Here is an 18165-nt window from a genome sequence, read left to right on the forward strand (position 1 = left end):
GAAGAAATAAAAAAACCCCGGAATATTCCGGGGCCTCTTTTAAGTTTTAAAGCTCTAAATTAAAGGATCAGCATGGCATCTCCATAAGAATAGAATCTGTATTTTTCTTTCACAGCTTCTTTGTATGCCTTCATCGTCAGGTCATGACCTGCGAAGGCAGAGATCATCATCAGCAGTGTAGATTTCGGGGTATGGAAGTTGGTTACCATACAATCGGCAATGCTGAACTCATAGGGTGGAAAGATAAATTTATTGGTCCACCCCTCAAATGAATTTAGGGTTCGCTCTGATGATACAGAACTTTCCAGGCCACGCATTACGGTCGTACCAACGGCACAAACCCTCTTCTTATTCTTTTTAGCCTTGTTCACAATATCGGCAGCCTCCTCGGCAATAAACAGTTCTTCACTGTCCATTTTGTGCTTGGAAAGGTCTTCTACCTCTACAGGGTTAAAGGTACCTAAGCCAACGTGAAGGGTTAGCTCGGCAAAGTCAATACCTTTTATCTCAAGGCGCTTCAATAAATGCTTTGAAAAATGGAGTCCTGCTGTAGGGGCAGCCACGGCACCTTCTTCTTTTGCATAGATGGTCTGGTAACGCTCTTCATCTTCCGGCTCTACTTCTCTTTTAATGTATTTAGGCAACGGGGTTTCTCCCAACTCGTTCAGTTTCTTTCTAAACTCATCGTAAGAGCCATCGTAAAGGAAACGCAGGGTTCTACCTCTGGAAGTTGTATTATCGATCACTTCGGCCACCAGGCTTTCATCTTCACCAAAGTATAATTTATTACCAATTCTGATCTTTCTTGCAGGGTCTACAAGCACATCCCACAGACGTTGCTCTACATTGAGTTCTCTCAATAAAAATACTTCGATTCTCGCTCCGGTCTTTTCTTTGTTACCGAACAATCTGGCAGGAAACACCTTGGTATTGTTCAACACCATTACATCACCTTCATCGAAATAGTCGATAAGATCCTTGAACATCTTGTGTTCGATCTTGCCGTCTTTGCGGTGTACCACCATGAGTCGGGCTTCATCTCTGTTTTCTGATGGATACTCAGCAAGCAGGTCTTTGGGGAGATCAAAGTTAAAATGAGATAATTTCATAGACATTTTTTATTCATGGCTGCAGCTCTACCCTTTCTTATTCAGAAAGAGTCCCGGTTCCTGTGAGGGCTTGGGCCATTATATCGGAATAATGATATATTTAACTGTTTTTCTTACAGATATGGTCCGGGCGGGCACAAATATACAATATCGGAATAGGGGTTGTCAAGGAAATCAGGGAATATTTACCGGCCTGAGGATGGCTCCCTTACCTACAACACAAACTTTATAATTCCTGAACCTCAAAACCAAGAGAAGCCAGATCATCCCAGAACCCAGGGTAAGATTTTGACACTACCCCGGCATCGTTGATAATTATGGGCACCTTAAGAGCCAGCGGGGCAAAAGCCATGGCCATCCGGTGATCATTATAGGTGTCTATCGCTATCTCCGGCCTGATATCGCCACCTGCTTTCAGGTAAAGGGTATCATTGGTTACCTCGATCGAGGCTCCTAATTTGGTCAGTTCAGTTTTTAAAGCCTCCAGGCGATCGGTTTCCTTGATCTTCAGGGTATGCAAACCGGTAAGCTCACACCCTACTCCATTTGCAAAACAACTAACTGCTATGGTTTGGGCAATATCCGGAGCATTGGCAAGATCCAGTTTCATCATTGAAACCTGCTCGGTTTCGGCCACCCGCTTCAACATCAACCTGTCTTCCATAAAGGCCGACCCGACCCCCAGGTCGCGATAGATCTCCTGCAGGACACTGTCGCCCTGAAGACTATCAGGTTTATAACTCGAGATCACAATGGAAGCCTGCTCGCAAACAGAAGCAATACTGTAAAAATAGGAAGCCGAACTCCAATCTGATTCAACCGTCAATACCTTGGTTTCGTTTTTCTTCAATGGAGCAATAGTGATGACATTGGAGGTGAAATCGGTTTTTACACCTACCTGCTCCAAAAGAGCCAGGGTCATTTTAATATAAGGAAGAGAGGTGATCTTTCCGTCCAAAGTAAGCTCCAGTCCGTTCTCAAGATTGGGAGCAACCAATAACAATGCTGAAATATACTGACTGCTCACATCTGCATCGAGGGTGACTTCATGTTTAACAATAGAAGTGCCTTTTATATGCAAGGGAGGATATCCGTCTTTCTCTGTGTAGGTGATCGCTGCACCCAGTGCTCTGAGCGCATCTACCAAAATAGAAATGGGTCTTTCTTTCATTCGGGCAGACCCCGTTAGCACCACATCACATCCCGGTTGGGTTGCAAAATAGGCCGTCAGGAATCTCATGGCCGTACCGGCATGATGAATATCAACCATGCCCGACGTCTTTTCTATTCCCGCTTTCATTACCCGGGTATCATCCGAATTTGAAAGGTTCTTTATTTCCAGGTCTTGCAACAGTGCTTTGAGCAACAATAACCTGTTACTCTCACTCTTAGACCCGGTTACAGAAATTTCACCATGTACCTCTTTTCCCGGAAAATTTAGCCTTACTCTCAATGTGTGATTTTTTTGAATACAGGCTGATAAAAATAAAAAAGATTCCCTGAGATCAGGGGTTCTTTTCAAGGTATTTATTTCAATTTTTCATTGTTGTGGTGGCGGTCGTGATCTCTTTTGGTTTTCTTCTCCATTTTTCGGTCAAAAGACTGCTGAAGATCTATTCCCGTTTGATTCGCCAGGCAAAGCACAACAAAAACAACATCTGCCAGTTCTTCTCCCAGATCTTTATCCTTATCGCTTTCCTTTTCGCTCTGCTCCCCATATCTTCTTGCAATGATCCTGGCAACCTCACCCACCTCTTCGGTAAGCTGGGCCATATTGGTGAGTTCATTAAAATACCGCACTCCATGCTCCTTGATCCAGGTATCTACTGCCAGTTGTGCATCTTTTATATTCATTGCTCCTATATTTTTGTTATTCTCTTGATTTACTATCGATCATAATAGTCACCGGCCCATCATTTACCAACGAGATCTCCATATGAGCTCCAAAAACCCCGGTACCTACCTTTTTCCCGGTTTCCTTCTCGAGTGTGGCTACAAATTCCTCGTATAAAGGTACCGCGATCTCATGGCCGGCGGCCCTGATATAGGAAGGACGGTTCCCTTTTTTGGTCGAGGCATGCAGGGTAAATTGACTCACCACTATGAGTTCTCCATCAACATCCCTGACCGAGAGGTTCATCACCCCATCACCATCATTGAAAATGCGAAGTCCGCAGACCTTTCTGCTTAGCCACAACACATCATCTATGGTATCATTTTCCTCCACTCCGAGCAGCACTAAAAGCCCCTGCCCAATATCAGCTGAAGGTTTTCCATCGGCAATCACTGATGCATTATTTACCCTTTGTATTAGCGCTCTCATAAAGTCAGCTCAGAAATTTAATCATCTGAATAGATGTCGGTACGATAGTTTTCTTCATCTCCTTCCAGGATCTGCAGGTAACTTTTATAACGGCTCCATGCCACAGCCCCTTCTTCAAGAGCATCTTTCACCGCACATTTGGGCTCATCTACATGGAGACAATTATTAAACTTACAGTCGCCTTTAAGCGCAAAAAATTCCGGGAAATAATCTCCAATTTCGTCTTTATCCATATCCACGATCCCGAATCCGCGAATTCCGGGGGTGTCTATGATACGTGCTCCAAAATCGAGATCGAACATTTCGGCAAAGGTAGTGGTGTGCTGACCCTGCTTATGCTGTTCCGATATCTCGGCAGTCTTGAGTTCCAGTCCCGGTTGGAGGGCATTGACAAGGGTTGACTTTCCTACCCCCGAATGTCCGGAGAACATGCTGGTTTTACCCTTCATCAGGCTTTTCAACTCCCCAACTCCTTCTCCTGATACAGCCGACATCTCCATACATTGATACCCGATCTTTTCATATACCGAGATCAGATATTTCACCTCTGCCATATCATCAACCGCATAAGTATCGATCTTATTAAAGATGAGCACAGGAGTAATTTCATAAGCCTCTGCGGTCACCAAAAACCGGTCTATAAAATCGGTGTATGTCTTAGGGTTATTAATGGTAACCATTAAAAAGGCAAGATCAACATTGGCCGCAATGATATGGGTTCGTTTAGAGAGATTGACCGATTTTCGAACCACATAATTCCTGCGATCCAGAATCTCGGTGATCACCCCAAAGGTCTCATCTCCGATAGTCTCCAGTTTGAAATTAACCTCATCTCCTACAGCAATAGGGTTGGTACTTTTAATACCCTTTATTCTAAACTTCCCTTTGATCCTGCAGTCATAAAAATCGCCCTCCCCGGTCTTGACGCTATACCAGCTTCCGGTCGATTTATATACGGTTCCTTTCATTATCAACTGTTTACTTACCTGTTACCTGAAAATTCGATGGTAAAATTACTTACATTTAAGCTAGTAACCCATTATTCCCTTAAAAATATGAAAAAGCTAATCCTAACATTGTTTACAATGGCTATGGCCTTTACCGGATATTCACAAAATCTTGAATACAAGATAATTACCAGTGTAGAATCTATCGTTCCAGCCGGACTTGGAAGATCCAGGCTCATTTCCTCAGAGGAGGAAAAGAATTTTCAAGATTATACAAGTACCCGAACTGAAGAGAACAACGAACGAAACCACGCTGATCGTGACGAAATAAGGGTCAAAAACTTTGAAGAGACCAAACTGCTTAACTTCTATAATCTTGCAGGAATCCGATTTCAGAACATAGCTGCCAATGATGCGTTGGTAACTTCAAAAATCAATGAAATGACTGCCAATGGATGGGAGCTCGCATTTGTAACCAGCGCTGTAGAGAGTGATTCGGGCAAAGAAGATGGAAACGGAATCTTCATCACAAGATATATCTTTAAACGACAGTTACCGAACCATTCTGAAAACTAAAAAAAGCGGCTTCTGCCGCTTTTTTAATTTAGTTCTTCCCTTATCAACCTTTCAGAATCTTTTCCTGATGGTTGATAGATTCCTGGTGAATGGCTTTGAAGATGCGAAGCACAAATTCTTCGCTCAATCCCTGCTGCTCTCCTTCCCAGATCATCTTACCGAGAATCTCATTCCATCGTTTGGTTTGCAGTACAGCTACATTTCGATCTTTTTTCAGCTCCCCGATATTATCGGCCACCTTCATTCGTTTCCCGAGAAGATCAATCAGGTTATTGTCGATCACATCGATCTGCGCTCTGAGGTTATTCAATTGTGTATTATACTCTCCTTCCGGATCTGACTCCTTTCTGATCTTTAAATCCTTCATGATCTGTACCAGGGTTTGAGGGGTAACCTGTTGAGCAGCATCACTCCAGGCATGATCGGGATCAGTGTGCGTTTCGATCATGAGTCCGTCGTAGTTCAGGTCCAGCGCGGTTTGAGAAACATCAAAGATCATATCCCGTTTTCCGGTGATATGCGAAGGGTCACAGATCAATGGGAGGTCAGGAAACCTATTCTGAAGTTCAATCGCAATTTGCCATTCCGGAATGTTTCGATATTTGCTTTTCTCATAAGAGGAAAAGCCCCTGTGTATCACCCCAAGGTTCTTGATATTACTTTTTGCAAGTCGCTCAATACCTCCCAGCCATAAGGAAAGGTCAGGGTTCACGGGATTTTTGATCAGAACGATCTTATCGGTTCCTTTCAAAGCATCAGCGATCTCCTGAACGATAAACGGACTCACCGTAGATCGGGCACCGATCCAAAGCATATCCACGTCAGCTTCCAGGGCAAGATCTACATGGGCCTTGTTAGCTACCTCTGTAGCTATTTTAAGTCCTGTTTCTTCCTTGGCTTTTTTTAACCAATTCAACCCAATGGCTCCGACCCCTTCAAAGTTTCCAGGGCGGGTTCTCGGCTTCCAAATTCCCGCTCTCAAATAGCTTACATCGGTATCTTTAAGTTGGTGAGCAATTCCAAGCACCTGCTCTTCGGTTTCAGCACTGCATGGCCCTGCGATCACGACCGGGTGTTCCAATTTAAGATCATCAAGCCAGGTTCTAAGTTCTGGTGTATTTTTCATTACCTGTTCGTTTATATAGCGTTTATGGTTATTCCTTTTAAAATATCTTTTATTCTGTTCGTATTGTCCATTTCCTGATAAATGGCTTTGTAATTTTCATCCTTTAAGAGTTCCATAAAATGCCGGAGGTTTTCAATATATCCCTCCAGGGTTTCCAGAACATTTTCACGGTTATGCTCAAAAATAGGAGTCCACATATCCGGAGAACTTTTTGCCAGTCGTACGGTACTCTCAAATCCACTGCCGGCCATATCAAATATGTCCCTTTCGTTCTTCTCTTTCTCTATGACTGTTTTTCCAAGCATAAAAGAACTGATATGCGATAAGTGCGACACATAGGCTATATGTTTATCATGTGCCTTGGGATCCATATAGCGAATCCGCATCCCTAGGTGACGGAAGATCTCCATTGCCCGCTCCTGAAGTTTAAAAGCTGTTTTCTCCACCTCACAAACAATGTTCGTTTTCCCCGCAAACAACCCCTTTATGGCTGCTGAAGGTCCGGAGAACTCAGTCCCGGCTATAGGGTGAGTCGCTAAAAAATTCCTTCTATTACGGTGATCACGAACCTTATCGCAGATCAGGGTCTTCGTAGACCCTACATCCAACAACAGGGTATTTTCTCCAATAGTATCCAACAGGTCAGACACCTCACGAAGGGCTGCATTTACAGGTATGGCCAGAACAACCACGTCTGCCTCTTTCAATGATTGCGCATTGCCGGGAGCGTCAATAATGCTCATAGCCAAAGCCTGGTCAAGGTGATCAGGCGAGTTGTCATAGCCAAAGATCTCGTAAGAGCCTACCTCCTTTAGGTCCAGAGCTATAGACCCGCCAATAAGTCCTAAGCCAATTATACTTATTTTCATATCACAATATCCTTTTTATCACATCTTCTGATAGCCTCCTTCAGGGATTCATCAGATACACAAAGGGAGAATCTTACATATCCTTCCCCATTTTTTCCGAAAACAGTGCCCGGAGTAATAAAGATGTTCTTTTCATAAAGTACTTTATCTGCGAAGACCTCTGAACGTTCGGCCCCTTCGGGAAGCTTTGCCCATACGAACATGCCCACACATTCTTTGGAATAGGTACAACCCAAAAGATCGGCAAGCTTATAGACCAGGTTTCTTCGTTCTTTATATACCCTGTTCAGGTTGGCATACCATTGAGAAGAAAGATCCAGAGCTTTAACCGCTCCTTTTTGTATGCCGTAAAACATACCACTGTCCATATTACTCTTTACCTTCAAGACGGCATCGAGATACTCTTGCTGTCCCAGTAAAAACCCTACCCGCCATCCGGCCATATTAAAACTCTTACTCAGGGAATTCAGCTCCAAGGCAACATCTTCTGCCCCCGGAACCTCCAAAATACTTACCGGTTCATGATTCAAAACAAAACTGTACGGATTATCATTGACCAACAGAATATTATGCTTCCGGGCGAAGGCCACTATTTTGGCGAAATCTTCTGATTCAGCCCGGGCTCCGGTGGGCATATGGGGATAGCTCAGCCACATCAGTTTAACATCACTGAGGTCTTCCTGCTCTAATTTATCCAGGTCAGGCAGCCAATTACCCTCTTCGTTCAGATCGTAATATCGTGGCACCGCCTCTACCAATTTCGTTACAGAGGTATAGGTGGGATACCCGGGATCAGGAATAAGCACCTCATCTCCGGGGTTAAGAAATGCCATGGATATATGCATGATCCCTTCTTTAGACCCCATTAACGGAAGTATTTCCGTTTCATGATCCAGGGTCACATGAAAGAATCGTCTATAGAATTTGGCCACAGCTTCTCTGAGCTCCGGCAGTCCGCGATAACTCTGATACTGGTGAGCCCGGTCTTCATAAACGGCACTGGTAAGTGCCTCCAATACATCTTCAGAAGGAGCCATATCCGGACTACCGATCCCAATATTAATTACCGGCTCTCCTTTAGCCATTAATTCTCTGACCTCAGCCAGTTTTTTGGAAAAATAATATTCTTCCACCGAATTTAATCTGCGTGCTTTCTCAATCATTGTTTCGCGTTAATATATTCCCCATGTATTCTAAAGTCTTCGGCCATGATCTCTAACAGCGATTTGGCCTTTTTGAAATGATCATATGTCTCAAAGGTCACATCTACGAAAAAGGCATATTTCCAGGGTGTCTCAATTTTTGGCAATGACTGGATCTTGGTAAGGCTCAGCTTGCAATCACTCATGACGTTCAACACCGTTGCAAGACTGCCCCTTTTATGATCCAGCTCAAATTTCATCGACGCCTTATTGATCTTTTCAACCGGTATGACCGAGTTGGTGGGTTGTACGATCACGAACCTGGTCTGGTTATCCTTGATGGTCTGGATCTCTGAAGCCAGAATGTCCAGATCATACATATCTGCTGCAACCCGACTTGCAATAGCGCCTATCCCCTTTAGTGCTCCTTTGTGTATTCTGCGCGCCACTTCGGCTGTGTCAGAATCTTCCACCAGTTTTATATGCGGGTAAGCTTCAAAGAATTTCTTGCACTGAAGCAAAGCCATAGGATGTGAATACACCTCTTTAATTTCTTCTATTTTCTGACCCGGCATTGCCATAAGGTTATGATGTATGGTCAGGTAATGCTCTCCGATGATATGCAATTTATTAGCATCGATCAGGGCGTAATTTGGAATGATAGATCCGGCTATGGAATTCTCAATAGCCATGACGGCCGCTCCTGCTTTCTTTTTATGAATAGCGCTGATGACCTCATCAAAAGAAAGGCACTCTTCTACCTCAGTGTCTCCAAAATATTCGAGGGCCACCTGATGATGAAAAGATCCTTGAATTCCCTGTATGGCAATTTTTCGATTCATAGTAAAAAAAAAGCCCCGGTTCTCCGGGACTTACATATCTGATATTATTATTTTCAATATACTATACAGGCCCCTCCACTCCTTTTAAATAATAAAAGAAGAAATAAAAAAAGTCCCAGATATAGCTTGTTATATTCATTTTTGATCGCTCAGTGATACTAAGGTAAAAATTAATACGGAACAGCAATACCCAATTATAATTTTTTAGTGATTAATTTATTTTGACTGGTCTTTTTTATATTTTTCGCAACGCATTTATCCATATTATTGGGATTCTAAAAAAACCCTTTTCCCTTAATACATTCAAAAGCATGTCTATTAAAACAGAACATATTAATAAGTTTTACGGCACACAACAGGCTCTTAATGATGTCTCCATTGCTTTAAATCCGGGAGAGATCACAGGGTTTCTCGGTCCTAATGGCGCCGGTAAATCTACCCTGATGAAGATCCTCACCACCTACCTGCAGGCCGATTCCGGCTCGGCTACAGTAAATGGATACGATGTGGAAGGCCAGGCTAAGGAAGTTCAAAAAAGTATAGGCTACCTCCCTGAGAACAACCCTCTATATCCTGAAATGTATGTGAGAGAATACCTGGAGTTCAATGCCAATATCTACCGGTGTGACCGTTCGCGGGTACAGGAAGTGATCGAGCTTACAGGACTTACTCCTGAGGCACATAAAAAAATAAAGCAACTCTCTAAAGGGTATAAACAAAGGGTAGGTTTGGCTGCAGCCCTGATACACGACCCTGAAGTACTTATTCTCGATGAGCCAACCACAGGACTTGACCCTAACCAGCTTTTGGAAATAAGAACGCTCATACGCAACCTGGGAAAAAAGAAAACCGTTCTGCTTTCTACCCATATTATGCAGGAAGTGGAAGCCATGTGCGACCGGGTGATCATGATCAAAAAAGGAACCATCGTGGCCGATCGGGAGATAAAATCTCTCAAAGATGATCAGGAACAGATCATAGAAGTTGAATTTGATTATCGGGTCGAAGAAGTCCTTTTACAGCAGCTGCCTCATGTTGAAAAAGTGAAGAATCTCGTTGGCTTTGTGTACCACATTCATTTTAATACAACGAAGGATATGCGACCGGCGGTATTTGACTTTGCCCATGACAACGGACTAAAGACCTTACAGCTCAACCAGAAAAACAAAAACCTGGAAAATCTTTTCAGGGAACTTACTGAAGATTAATTGGTAATGACCTGCCCCTTGTACTTCTGAACCACATCGATCACCGGAGGAGTATTTACCAGGATAAGGTCACCCGTGCTTAACAGCTCCCCGGTTACCGACTCGGTAGGGTTAATGGTAATATTTAAGGTACTGCGATGAAGTACCTCTGCAGCCCTTACTGTAAGTTCAGGAGCGTACAACCTTACGCTGCCATCATTCAACCTAACCTTTAGAACATCGGCCTTGCCTTTTATTTCAAAATTGGCCATTTCATTGCCAAGAACATTGAGCTCTCCAACATTCACATTAAGATCGAATTCTCCATTAACTATCCAGCGGTCATCTGAAAATGTAAACGAGCTAATTTTCAATCGTTCATAGTTCAACACCCCATCCGAACTGATCTTAAATTGTGTAGAGCTTACGATCTCCTTCAGATCAGGAGCGGTAACATAGACCTTGGTGATATTATGCGGCCTGATCAACTCACAGGTATTCCCCATGGTCAGGATCAATTTTCCTTCAACCACCTCAGCACTGAAATCTCCAATCAGATTTTCCCCGGTTTCCACCACCACCTTGTAGGCATCGCCCTGGGAAACGATCATTTCAACATCCTCATTTACCAGGATGCGATCAAAAGGCGCTACCTGCAATTCCTCCTGAACAATAGTACCTGTCGTTGTCAGGCAGTCACCCACATTGGTACAGCCATAAAAGACCAGTAACATCATGGGGGAAAGAAGTGCAAAAAGTCGTTTGGTCATCATCATAGTCTATATCCTATTCCAAATTCCAGGGCTTCTGCCTTGGCCCAGTGCGTTTTCAGGCTGACGGCGGCAAAAAAGTCCTCTCCAAAATATCTCTTGATCCCGACACGATGGTAGATCTCATCTTCATAATCGATGGGGTAGTACACATAATACCCGAACTGAGTGAGAAGGCTCAACTTACCCATGAATAACTCATGGCCGGCAAAAAGTCCAACCCGACGATAGTCTTCCTGGCCGGTTCGATTCTCCCAGGGGTAAGCAATAGCTCTGTGACGGTTATATTCAATTAAAAAATCAGCAAAGAAAACATCTGCCCCCAGTTGCAGCGCACTTTTCTTATTGATGCGCTTATCGGCATAAAAAGACCCGACATAAAACGGGAACTGACCACTGCCCACAATATCACTTTCATTAACCCCGCTTCTGAACACAAAATTGTAGCGAACCGGTTCTGTAAACTTTAGAGACACCCCCTTTTCCTCATAGGTCATAGGCTCGCTATCCAGGTCATAATTGGCCCCGATGGTTGCCACGATAGAATTTGTACTGGTATTGGGCGCTTTGATGTTGGCATTTGAGTAGTGGATCAGAGACAACCCAAGATTGATACCCCATCGGTCAATAATACGCTCCTTCTTATAGTTCAGCATCATATAGGTAGCGCTGAGAAATCGGGAACCGTACACATTGTTACGGTAATTCGTTTCTCTGTCATACGGATTGGTACTCATACCAATTCCGGTACCTATCCGGAACATCAAACTCCGCTTAAGGAAGTAGAAATTGTAGTGGGCGTAAAGACCGTAATTTTCTCCCAGGTTCTCATTCTTAAGGTCCTGATAGTTAAAGCTAACACCAAAATCCGGATAATTGTACAATTCGTGCCACTCCTCAGACCCGTCCGTCCTTTTATTCCAACTTAGAATGACCCCGTTCGGATACCCGGTGATCAGGTGAAGGATATCTACATTATGCTCCATCACCGTTCCCTGAAAATACTGAACATCGATGTATGCATTGTTGCGCTCTTCCTGTGCAAAGGAAAGCGAAAAACAGCAGAAGGAAAGCAGGAAAAAAATCAGGCGATTTGGGCTCATACCCGTCAAAAATAAACTTATTAATTTAAAATAGGGCACTGGCAATATCCTTAATATTATCAGATTTTCCCATGGAGTAATAATGTAAAACAGGAACGCCTGCCTCCTTTAATTCACGGGATTGCTGAATACACCATTCTACTCCAACCTGCCTTACTTCTTTATTGGTACTACACTTTTCTACCTCACTGATCAACTCTTCAGGAAGATCGATCTTAAACACCTGGGGGAGTAACTGCAGGTGTTTTTTAACGGCAATAGGTTTTATTCCGGGAATAATGGGCACGGTAATACCCATGGCCCTGGCCTTATCCACAAACTCGAAAAAGGCTTCATTTCTAAAAAACATCTGGGTCACCACATAGTCGGCCCCCATATCTACTTTCAGTTTGAGTTTTTTAAGGTCAGACTCTAATGAAGGGGCTTCCAGGTGCTTTTCAGGATACCCGGCCACACCCACACAGAAATCAGCCATGGCTCCGGCCTCAGCAGTATCATGCAGGTACTTACCTTCCCTGAGGTCGCGTATCTGTTTTACCAGGTCAGACGCGTATTCGTGTCCTCCTTCTGTCTTCTCAAAATAGCGCTGATGCTTCATGGCATCTCCTCTTAAGGCCATCACGTTATCTATACCGAGGTAGTGGCAATCCACCAAAAGGTATTCGGTTTCTTCCCGGGTAAAGCCTCCGCAAAGCACATGAGGAATCGTATCCACATCATACTTATGTTTAATAGCTGCACAAATGCCTACGGTTCCGGGACGCATCCGTGTAATTTTTCGCTCCAGCAGATCGTCTTTCTGAATATACACATACTCTTCTCTGGAGGTGGTCACATCTATAAAAGGCGGATCAAACTCCATGAGCGGATCAATATTTCGATACAATTCGTCGATGTTACTTCCTTTTTTAGGAGGTATGATCTCAAAGGAAAAAAGTGTTTTCCCGTTGGCGTTCTTAATGTGGTCAGTAACTTTCATGAAGTTATGTTCGTTGTACTGGTTTTTATTGTGCTGCAATGTTCGGATTTAGCCACCTCGCGGCATCCTCTGCGGTAATTCCGCGCCGGGCAGCATAGTCTTCCACCTGATCGTCGAGAATCTTACCCAAACCGAAATACTTACTTTCAGGATGTGCGAAATAATACCCGGAAACTGAGGCGGCCGGCCACATGGCTTTACTTTCAGTTAAGGTTACCCCAATGCGATCTTCTACCTGCAGCAACTTCCAAATGGTATCCTTCTCCAGGTGATCCGGACAGGCCGGGTATCCCGGGGCGGGACGAATTCCTTTATAAGCTTCTTTGATCAGCGCCTCATTGCTTAGGGCTTCTCCGGGAGCATACCCCCAAAATTCCTTTCGTACTTTTTCATGCAGCCATTCAGCAAATGCCTCTGCCAGACGGTCTGCAAGTGCCTTCACCATGATGCTGTTGTAATCGTCATGCTCAGCTTCAAAAGCCTTTGCCTTTTCTTCTACCCCAAAGCCTGCTGTAACACAGAAAGCCCCTATATGATCTTTCCCATGTTCCTCCGGCATTACAAAATCGGCAAGGGCCATATTAGGCACCTTCCCTGATTTTTGAGATTGCTGCCTCAGGGTCAGAAACCTGTAAGCAGGACTTCCCTTTTCATCATAAAGCTGAATATCATCATCCCCGATACTATTGGCCGGAAATACTCCGAATACTCCCTTAATATCAAACCAGCCTTCATTTTTTATAGCCTCGAGCATTGCGCGTGCATCCTCAAATAATTCTTGGGCTTGCTCGCCCACCACCTTGTCTTCGAGAATTGCCGGATACTTACCGTGCAGGTCCCATGAGCGGAAAAAGGGAGTCCAGTCAATATAAGGTTCAAGCTCTGCAACAGTAGCGTTAACCTCCTTAACACCCAACACATTAGGCTTAGCAGGAATATAATCTTCCCAGGATAGTTTGAGTTTATTTGCCCGGGCGTCGGCAAGACTGAGGTAACTTTTCGATCTTGATCTGTTCAAATACCCTTCCCGAAGTTTATCGTATTCAATTTTGATCTGCCCCTTATACTCTTCAGAAGTCGATCTGTTCAAGAGATTCCCTGCCACCGTAACGGCTCTTGACGCATCGTTAACATGAACAACACTTCCCGAAAATTCAGGAGCGATCTTAACTGCTGTATGCGCCCTTGAGGTCGTTGCACCGCCGATAAGTAAAGGAACATTCAGGTCCTGTTTACTCAATTCTTTGGCCAGGTACACCATCTCGTCAAGAGAAGGAGTGATCAAACCACTTAACCCAATAAGATCAACATGCTCTTCAAGGGCTTTTTCTATGATCCTCTCCGGGGGCACCATCACCCCAAGGTCAACGATCTCATAGTTATTACAGGCCAGAACAACGCTCACAATGTTCTTACCGATATCGTGTACATCGCCCTTAACGGTTGCCAACAAGACCTTTCCGGCACTGCGTGCCTCATCATCCTTTTCAGCTTCAATATAGGGCAGCAAATAGGCCACTGCCTTTTTCATTACCCGGGCAGACTTTACCACCTGGGGCAGGAACATTTTACCACTGCCGAAGAGATCTCCCACCACATTCATACCGTTCATCAAGTGGTGTTCAATAACCTGTATCGGTCTTGCTACCTGCTGTCTGGCCTCTTCCACATCGATCTCGATATACTCATCAACACCCTTCACAAGGCTATGGGTGATCCTGTCCTGCAGAACATCATTCCGCCACTCCAGATTGGCCTTCGCCATTATTTTTCCGTTGCCTTTAAACTTTTCAGCAAAGTCAAGCAACCGTTCTGTAGCATCTTCTCTTCGATCTAAGAGCACATCCTCCACATGCTCCAACAGGTCCTTAGGGATCTCATCGTAAACCTCCAGTAATTGAGGATTAACAATACCCATGGTCATGCCGTGTTTTATACCGTGGTACAAAAAGGCAGAATGCATGGCTTCCCTCACCGCATTATTCCCGCGAAAAGAAAAAGACACATTACTCACCCCTCCACTCACATGAGCATGGGGCAGGTTTTCACGAATCCATTTTGTAGCAAGGAAAAAATCCAGCGCATTTTTTCGGTGCTCTTCCATGCCGGTGGCTACCGGAAATATATTAGGGTCAAAGATGATATCTTCAGGCGGAAAGCTTACTTTTTCTGTCAGAATACGATAGGATCTTTCACAGATCTCAAGGCGGCGTTCGTAAGAATCGGCCTGTCCTTTCTCATCAAATGCCATTACGATAACGGCTGCACCATACCGTTTGACCTTTTTGGCATGTGCAATGAATTCCTCCTCACCTTCTTTCAGTGAAATTGAGTTGACCACACATTTTCCCTGCACCACCTGCAGTCCGGCCTCTATGATCTCCCATTTAGAGCTGTCTATCATAACGGGAACCCTCGCGATATCCGGTTCGGAAGCCATTAGCTTGAGAAAGGTGGTCATAGCCTCTACCCCATCGATCATCCCTTCATCCATATTGACATCGATGATCTGGGCACCTCCTTCTACCTGGGCCCTGGCCACCTCAAGAGCCTCTTCAAATTTCTCTTCCTTGATAAGGCGAAGAAACTTCCTGGAACCGGTCACATTGGTACGTTCTCCGATATTTACAAAATTTGTTTCCGGGGTAACCACCAGGGGTTCTAACCCGGCAAGCTTAAGATATTTTTGGTTATTACTATTCATTACACTAACACTGCATTCTTTCTGGGTTCATATTCTTCTGCGATCTCTGCAATGGCCTTGATATGCTCCGGAGAAGTACCACAGCACCCTCCGATAATATTCACCACATGTTCTTCGAGATATTTCCTGATCAGTTCCCGCATTTGTTCCGGGGTCTGGTCGTATTCCCCAAAATGATTGGGCAGTCCTGCATTAGGATGGGCCGAGACATAGGCATCGGTACGCTTGGCCAGGCGTTTTACATAAGGTAATAACTGATCGGCTCCAAGAGCACAATTGAACCCTATACTCAATAAGGGAATATGTGAAACTGAGATCAGGAAGGCCTCTACCGTCTGTCCGGACAAGGTTCTTCCTGAGGCATCAGTGATCGTACCACTAATCATCACCGGGATATCAAGTCCCCTTTCTTCTTTCACCTCTTCGATCGCAAAGAGTGCTGCTTTGGCATTGAGGGTATCAAACACGGTCTCTACCAGGAAGAGGTCCACCCCACCATCGGCAAGGGCTTCAGCCTGCTGCTTATACGCCAACCTAAGCTCTTCAAATGTTACAGCCCTGAATCCGGGGTCATTCACATCGGGAGACATACTGGCTGTTTTATTGGTAGGTCCCATAGAGCCGGCAACGAACCTTGGTTTTTCCGGATTACGTGCCGTAAATTCATCTGCAACCCTTCTGGCAATGCGCGCACTTTCAAAATTCAGTTCATAGACAAACTCTTCCAGTTGATAATCGGCCATGGCAATGGTCGTACCCGAAAAGGTGTTGGTTTCAATGATATCAGCCCCGGCCTCCAGGTATTTTGCATGTATTGTAGCGATAGCTTCCGGCTGTGTGAGCGAAAGCAAGTCATTATTACCCTTTTGAGATTGTGCTATATCTTTAAATCGTTCTCCTCTAAAATCTTCTTCAGAAAATCGATAATCCTGAAGCATGGTACCCATGGCACCATCCAGAACCAGGATCCTGTTTTTTAGAACGTCTTTAATTTTCTCCATATCATTGATTCATTATCAGAAGCCACCTTCCTTAATTTCTTTTTTTCTCAACCATGCCGGGAAATGATCTATTCACTTCGCCTCTTTACTGACTGATAAACACGGCTTTTTTTCTGGGGCTTACTGCTTTGATCTCATAGATCGGTACCGGCTGCTTCCCCACATCTTTATCAGCTTAAAAAACAAGATGCAAAGATAACTACAATCCTTCGCCCTGCCAACCATCTGAGCTCCTAAGCATCTTCTTCACCCTTGATTTGTTTTCATTTGCACATCATCATTTCAAAGACATTATTGAGGAGCTTTTTCCAGGGCCCTGTCAAGATCTCTTATAATGTCATCAACATGTTCCAATCCAACCGACACCCTTACCAAACCATCGGTAATGCCCACCTCCAGCCTGTCAGTTTCAGAGAGTTTACTATGCGTGGTGGAGGCAGGATGAGTAACTATACTTCGAGTATCTCCAAGATTAGCCGAAAGGGAGCACATTTCGATATTATTCAAGAACCGTCTTCCCGCTTCAACGCCTCCTTTCACCTCAAATGCCACAATACTGCCTCCATATTTCATCTGACGTTTTGCCACCTCGAACATGGGATGAGATTCCAGGAAAGGATGCTTTACCCAGTTTACTGCATTGTGCCCTTCCAGAAAATGAGCCACCTTCAGCGCGTTCTCACAATGCCTTTCCACGCGAACAGAGAGTGTTTCAAGACTTTTAGACAATACCCAAGCATTAAAGGGCGACATGGCCGGTCCGGTATTTCTGGAAAAAAGGTAGATCTCCCTTATCAGATCTGACCTTCCAACGGTAACCCCACCGAGCACACGCCCTTGTCCGTCAATAAGTTTTGTAGCCGAATGAATCACCAGGTCAGCACCGAATTTAATGGGCTGCTGCAGGTAAGGCGTCGCAAAGCAATTATCGATGATCAGAATCAGGTGGTGTTCTTTAGCAATTCGCGAAAGTGCCTGCAGGTCGAGCACGTCTACCCCGGGATTAGTAGGTGTTTCCGCATACAGGACCTTCGTATTGGGCCTGATGAGCTCCGGAAGGTTTTCAACCTCCTCCGCCTTAAAATAGGAGGTTTCAATATTCCATTTGGGCAAATATTTTGTAAAAAGAGAATGTGTTGACCCGAATACAGAGCGACAGGATACTATATGGTCTCCGCTGTTGAGAAGGGCGGCAAAAGTGGAAAACACCGCAGACATCCCTGTAGCAAAAGCATATCCGTCTTCAGCTCCTTCCATTTTACAGATCTTGTCAACAAATTCTGAGGTGTTGGGATTGGTAAAACGGCTGTAAATATTACGTTCCTTTTCTTCGGCAAAGCTGGCTCTCATATCCTCTGCATCCTCAAAAACAAAACTGGAAGTGAGGTAGAGTGGCACGGAGTGCTCCTGGAAGTCTGTTCTTTCGAGTTGCGATCTTATCGCCCGGGTTTCAAAATGATGTTCGTTCATTACACTAAGTCTTTTTT

17 protein-coding genes are annotated in these 18165 nt (G+C 44.4%); 2 read left to right on the forward strand and 15 right to left on the reverse strand.

Annotated elements, in window-relative coordinates:
- Window positions 1-59: 59 nt before the first annotated feature.
- The 5 genes from queA to rsgA form a co-directional block, all read right to left on the reverse strand.
- Window positions 60-1109: a tRNA preQ1(34) S-adenosylmethionine ribosyltransferase-isomerase QueA gene (queA, locus tag E7Z59_RS00810; protein WP_136334392.1), complete on the reverse strand. Its 1050-nt coding sequence runs from the start codon at window positions 1107-1109 to the stop codon at window positions 60-62.
- 226 nt (window positions 1110-1335) lie between these two features.
- Complete coding sequence (gene aroA, locus E7Z59_RS00815; RefSeq protein WP_136334393.1) at window positions 1336-2562, reverse strand: 3-phosphoshikimate 1-carboxyvinyltransferase; 1227 nt, start codon at window positions 2560-2562, stop codon at window positions 1336-1338.
- 74 nt (window positions 2563-2636) lie between these two features.
- Window positions 2637-2963, reverse strand: a complete 327-nt coding sequence (locus E7Z59_RS00820; RefSeq protein ID WP_136334394.1) for a nucleotide pyrophosphohydrolase — start codon at window positions 2961-2963, stop codon at window positions 2637-2639.
- A 16-nt stretch (window positions 2964-2979) separates the two neighbouring features.
- Entirely contained in the window at window positions 2980-3432 is a 453-nt protein-coding gene (gene dtd, locus E7Z59_RS00825) for a D-aminoacyl-tRNA deacylase (RefSeq protein ID WP_136334395.1), read from the reverse strand.
- 17 nt (window positions 3433-3449) lie between these two features.
- A complete protein-coding gene (rsgA, locus tag E7Z59_RS00830; protein ID WP_136334396.1) occupies window positions 3450-4400 on the reverse strand; it encodes a ribosome small subunit-dependent GTPase A in 951 nt (316 codons plus the stop codon).
- An 87-nt stretch (window positions 4401-4487) separates the two neighbouring features.
- On the opposite strand from rsgA, the gene E7Z59_RS00835 reads away from it, so the two are divergent.
- Window positions 4488-4955, forward strand: coding sequence for a hypothetical protein (locus tag E7Z59_RS00835; protein WP_136334397.1), 468 nt, complete (start codon window positions 4488-4490; stop codon window positions 4953-4955).
- A 43-nt stretch (window positions 4956-4998) separates the two neighbouring features.
- Here the strand turns inward: E7Z59_RS00835 and E7Z59_RS00840 are convergent, their stop codons facing one another.
- From E7Z59_RS00840 to E7Z59_RS00855, 4 genes are read right to left on the reverse strand one after another with little or no spacing between them, the layout of a single operon-like run.
- Window positions 4999-6081, reverse strand: a complete 1083-nt coding sequence (locus tag E7Z59_RS00840) for a bifunctional 3-deoxy-7-phosphoheptulonate synthase/chorismate mutase type II (protein WP_136334398.1) — start codon at window positions 6079-6081, stop codon at window positions 4999-5001.
- 11 nt (window positions 6082-6092) lie between these two features.
- Entirely contained in the window at window positions 6093-6950 is an 858-nt protein-coding gene (locus E7Z59_RS00845; protein ID WP_136334399.1) for a prephenate dehydrogenase, read from the reverse strand.
- Complete coding sequence (locus E7Z59_RS00850) at window positions 6947-8113, reverse strand: pyridoxal phosphate-dependent aminotransferase (RefSeq protein ID WP_136334400.1); 1167 nt, start codon at window positions 8111-8113, stop codon at window positions 6947-6949. The genes E7Z59_RS00845 and E7Z59_RS00850 overlap by 4 nt, the downstream gene beginning before the upstream one ends.
- Window positions 8110-8934 (reverse strand): prephenate dehydratase, encoded by an 825-nt coding sequence (locus tag E7Z59_RS00855; protein WP_136334401.1) that lies wholly within the window; start codon window positions 8932-8934, stop codon window positions 8110-8112. The genes E7Z59_RS00850 and E7Z59_RS00855 overlap by 4 nt, the downstream gene beginning before the upstream one ends.
- A 311-nt stretch (window positions 8935-9245) precedes the next feature.
- On the opposite strand from E7Z59_RS00855, the gene gldA reads away from it, so the two are divergent.
- Window positions 9246-10142 (forward strand): gliding motility-associated ABC transporter ATP-binding subunit GldA, encoded by an 897-nt coding sequence (gene gldA / locus E7Z59_RS00860; RefSeq protein ID WP_136334402.1) that lies wholly within the window; start codon window positions 9246-9248, stop codon window positions 10140-10142.
- On the opposite strand, the gene E7Z59_RS00865 is transcribed toward gldA, so the two are convergent.
- From E7Z59_RS00865 to E7Z59_RS00890, 6 genes are all read right to left on the reverse strand, one after another.
- Complete coding sequence (locus tag E7Z59_RS00865) at window positions 10139-10897, reverse strand: head GIN domain-containing protein (RefSeq protein ID WP_136334403.1); 759 nt, start codon at window positions 10895-10897, stop codon at window positions 10139-10141. The genes gldA and E7Z59_RS00865 overlap by 4 nt on opposite strands.
- Window positions 10894-11994, reverse strand: coding sequence for an acyloxyacyl hydrolase (locus E7Z59_RS00870; RefSeq protein WP_136334404.1), 1101 nt, complete (start codon window positions 11992-11994; stop codon window positions 10894-10896). Before E7Z59_RS00870 ends, E7Z59_RS00865 begins: the two co-directional genes overlap by 4 nt.
- 25 nt (window positions 11995-12019) lie before the next feature.
- Window positions 12020-12973, reverse strand: coding sequence for a methylenetetrahydrofolate reductase [NAD(P)H] (gene metF, locus E7Z59_RS00875; protein WP_136334405.1), 954 nt, complete (start codon window positions 12971-12973; stop codon window positions 12020-12022).
- 25 nt (window positions 12974-12998) lie between these two features.
- Complete coding sequence (gene metH, locus E7Z59_RS00880; RefSeq protein WP_136334406.1) at window positions 12999-15677, reverse strand: methionine synthase; 2679 nt, start codon at window positions 15675-15677, stop codon at window positions 12999-13001.
- Window positions 15677-16678: a homocysteine S-methyltransferase family protein gene (locus tag E7Z59_RS00885; RefSeq protein ID WP_136334407.1), complete on the reverse strand. Its 1002-nt coding sequence runs from the start codon at window positions 16676-16678 to the stop codon at window positions 15677-15679. The genes metH and E7Z59_RS00885 overlap by 1 nt, the downstream gene beginning before the upstream one ends.
- A 291-nt stretch (window positions 16679-16969) precedes the next feature.
- The gene (locus E7Z59_RS00890; RefSeq protein WP_136334408.1) at window positions 16970-18148 is read right to left on the reverse strand and encodes a trans-sulfuration enzyme family protein; all 1179 of its coding nucleotides are present in this window, start codon (window positions 18146-18148) and stop codon (window positions 16970-16972) included.
- Between the last annotated feature and the right edge of the window lie 17 nt (window positions 18149-18165).

This window comes from Robertkochia marina (assembly GCF_004799345.1).
Lineage (GTDB): Bacteria > Bacteroidota > Bacteroidia > Flavobacteriales > Flavobacteriaceae > Robertkochia > Robertkochia marina.

Coding starts and splice junctions, on each gene's coding strand:
- queA (WP_136334392.1), bottom strand. CDS start 1,109: ATGAAATTATCTCATTTTAACTTTGATCTCCCCAAAGACCTGCTTGCT.
- E7Z59_RS00820 (WP_136334394.1), bottom strand. CDS start 2,963: ATGAATATAAAAGATGCACAACTGGCAGTAGATACCTGGATCAAGGAG.
- dtd (WP_136334395.1), bottom strand. CDS start 3,432: ATGAGAGCGCTAATACAAAGGGTAAATAATGCATCAGTGATTGCCGAT.
- rsgA (WP_136334396.1), bottom strand. CDS start 4,400: ATGAAAGGAACCGTATATAAATCGACCGGAAGCTGGTATAGCGTCAAG.
- E7Z59_RS00835 (WP_136334397.1), top strand. CDS start 4,488: ATGAAAAAGCTAATCCTAACATTGTTTACAATGGCTATGGCCTTTACC.
- E7Z59_RS00840 (WP_136334398.1), bottom strand. CDS start 6,081: ATGAAAAATACACCAGAACTTAGAACCTGGCTTGATGATCTTAAATTG.
- E7Z59_RS00845 (WP_136334399.1), bottom strand. CDS start 6,950: ATGAAAATAAGTATAATTGGCTTAGGACTTATTGGCGGGTCTATAGCT.
- E7Z59_RS00850 (WP_136334400.1), bottom strand. CDS start 8,113: ATGATTGAGAAAGCACGCAGATTAAATTCGGTGGAAGAATATTATTTT.
- E7Z59_RS00855 (WP_136334401.1), bottom strand. CDS start 8,934: ATGAATCGAAAAATTGCCATACAGGGAATTCAAGGATCTTTTCATCAT.
- gldA (WP_136334402.1), top strand. CDS start 9,246: ATGTCTATTAAAACAGAACATATTAATAAGTTTTACGGCACACAACAG.
- E7Z59_RS00865 (WP_136334403.1), bottom strand. CDS start 10,897: ATGATGATGACCAAACGACTTTTTGCACTTCTTTCCCCCATGATGTTA.
- E7Z59_RS00870 (WP_136334404.1), bottom strand. CDS start 11,994: ATGAGCCCAAATCGCCTGATTTTTTTCCTGCTTTCCTTCTGCTGTTTT.
- metF (WP_136334405.1), bottom strand. CDS start 12,973: ATGAAAGTTACTGACCACATTAAGAACGCCAACGGGAAAACACTTTTT.
- metH (WP_136334406.1), bottom strand. CDS start 15,677: ATGAATAGTAATAACCAAAAATATCTTAAGCTTGCCGGGTTAGAACCC.
- E7Z59_RS00885 (WP_136334407.1), bottom strand. CDS start 16,678: ATGGAGAAAATTAAAGACGTTCTAAAAAACAGGATCCTGGTTCTGGAT.
- E7Z59_RS00890 (WP_136334408.1), bottom strand. CDS start 18,148: ATGAACGAACATCATTTTGAAACCCGGGCGATAAGATCGCAACTCGAA.